At 73.9% G+C, this 2,066-nt stretch carries 3 protein-coding genes; 1 reads left to right on the top strand and 2 read right to left on the bottom strand.

Going from position 1 to position 2,066, the window contains the following annotated elements; genetic code table 11:
* The coding region (locus tag H5J30_RS29480) for a helix-turn-helix domain-containing protein (protein WP_181790369.1) at positions 1-274 on the bottom strand (274 nt) is incomplete at its 3' end.
* 197 nt (positions 275-471) lie between these two features.
* Between H5J30_RS29480 and H5J30_RS29475 the strand changes: the two genes are divergently transcribed.
* Positions 472-924 carry a nitroreductase family deazaflavin-dependent oxidoreductase gene (locus tag H5J30_RS29475; RefSeq protein WP_181790367.1) on the top strand — a complete coding sequence of 151 codons (453 nt, stop codon included), beginning with the start codon at positions 472-474 and terminating at the stop codon, positions 922-924.
* Here the strand turns inward: H5J30_RS29475 and H5J30_RS29470 are convergent.
* Positions 908-2,066, bottom strand: a 1,159-nt coding sequence (locus H5J30_RS29470) for a geranylgeranyl reductase family protein (protein ID WP_181790365.1), incomplete at its 5' end; no start/stop codon positions are given. The genes H5J30_RS29475 and H5J30_RS29470 overlap by 17 nt on opposite strands.

Raw genomic sequence — 2,066 nt, 5'->3', positions numbered from 1 at the left:
GGACGACGGGGTCGGCGGCGGGCGCGGCGGCGACGGCGCGCTCGGCGGCGGTGCCGACGGCGTCGTAGGCGTCGATGATCAGCGCGGTGAGGAGGTCGTCGCGGCTGGGGTAGTAGCGGTACAGCGCGGAGGAAACCATGCCCAGCTCGCGGGCGACGGCGCGCACCGAGAGGCGGGCGGCGCCCGCGTCGGCGAGCTGGCGTCTGGCCTCTGCCTTGATGCTCTCGGCGATCTCGGTGCGGGCGCGCTCCCTGGCTCCTGTGACCCTCGTCATGGGGTCAGTCTGCCACCGCGAGAGCAGTGCACACAATCGAGAGCAGCGCACGGAAAGGAGATCGGCGCACCAAAACGAGAGCAGTGCTCTTGCTTCGGGTCACCGCTCTGGTGCACACTGCTCTACAACGAGAGCACTGCTCTCGGTTCGGATCACCGCTCACGCAGCGCTCGCAGCGCCCCCGACAGGAGGTCACCATGACCGCGCAGCCCTACTACCTCAAGGCCGGCCCCCTCGCCACGAAGCTCAACAAGGTGGTGGGCTGGCTCGCGCGCCGCGGCGTGAGCGTCATGGGCACCGCGGAGCTGTCCGTACGCGGCCGCAAGTCCGGCAAGATGCTGCGCCTGCCCGTCAACCCCCACCGCCACGACGGCGAGCAGTACCTCGTCTCCGCCCGCGGCCACTCCCAGTGGGTACGGAACATGCGCGCCGCCGGCGGCGGCGAACTGCGCGTCGGACGCAAGGTGCGCGCCTTCACCGTCGAGGAGCTGCCGCCCGCCACCGCCCTGCCCGTGCTGCGCAGCTACCTCAAGCGCTGGGGCTGGGAGGTCAACCAGTACTTCCAGGGCGTGACGGCCGACTCCTCCGACGAGGAACTGCTCGCCGCCGCCCCGGACCACCCGGTCTTCCGCCTCACTGAGACCCGCTGAGCGCGCCCTTCCGGTCCAGCAGCGTCAGCACCCGGTGCACCACCGGGTGGGTGCGGACGATCTCGCCGAGCGTCGTCGTCCCCTGCGTGACCTTCGCGAACATGTGCCACGCCGGGCGGAATCCGGTCAGCACCGCGTGGAAGACCGCGGGGTGCCGCTCGAAGGCCGCCAGCAGCCGCCGCCCGACCGCCATCTCCACGCCGAGGCCGGCCTTGACGGCGAAGGCGTAGTTCAGCGCCTGGCGGCGCGCGTCCACCGCGTCCTGGGCCTCGGCGATCCGCACCGCCCACTCCCCCGCGAGCCGGCCGGAGCGCAGCGCGTACGAGATGCCCTCCCGGGTCCACGGCTCCAGCAGCCCGGCGGCGTCGCCGCAGACCACGACCCGGCCGCGGGACAGCGGCGAGTTGTGCGCCCGGCAGCGCGTGAGGTGCCCCGACGACAGGCTCGGCTCGAAGCCCGCGAGGCCCAGCCGGGCGGTGAACTCCTCCAGATAGCGCTTCGTCGCGGCGCCGTCGCCGCGCGCGGAGATCACGCCGACCGTCAGCGTGTCGCCCTTGGGGAAGACCCACCCGTAACTCCCGGGCAGCGGGCCCCAGTCGATGAGCACCCGGCCGCGCCAGTCGTCGGCGACCTCCGGCGGCACCGGGATCTCCGCCTCCAGCCCCAGGTCCACCTGCTCCAGTTCGACGCCGACATGGCTGCTGGTCCGCCCCGCGCTGCCGTCCGCGCCGACCACCGCGCGGGCCAGCACCTTCTCCCCGTCCGCCAGGTGCACGGCGACCGTGCGCCGGTCCGGCACGTCGGGGCCGTGCTGCTCGACGCGGGCGACGGTCACGCCGGTACGCAGCCGGGCGCCCGCGCGCTGCGCCGCCTCGGCGAGCCTGGTGTCCAGTTCGGCGCGGTTGACGAGCCCGAACAGGGTGCGGCGGGAGCGGCGCGTGCGGCCGAGCCGGCCGCGCATGGTGAACGTCACGGCGTTGACGCGGTCGCGCAGCGGGAGTTCTACGCCGTCCGGGAGCGCCTCGCGGGACAGCCCGATGATGCCGCCACCGCAGGTCTTGTACCGGGGCAGTTCGGAGCGCTCCAGGAGCAGTACGCGCCGGCCCTGGCCGGCTGCCGCGCACGCCGCGGAGGGCCCGGCC

This window comes from Streptomyces phytophilus (assembly GCF_013870535.1).
GTDB classification, from domain to species: Bacteria; Actinomycetota; Actinomycetes; order Streptomycetales; family Streptomycetaceae; genus Streptomyces; species Streptomyces phytophilus.
The sequence above is the reverse complement of the archived record's forward strand: the minus strand, read 5'-3'. Positions and strand labels throughout refer to the sequence as shown.

Bases quoted from the DNA above. Each gene is read 5' to 3' on its own strand.
- H5J30_RS29475 (WP_181790367.1), top strand. From the start codon at position 472: ATGACCGCGCAGCCCTACTACCTCAAGGCCGGCCCCCTCGCCACGAAG.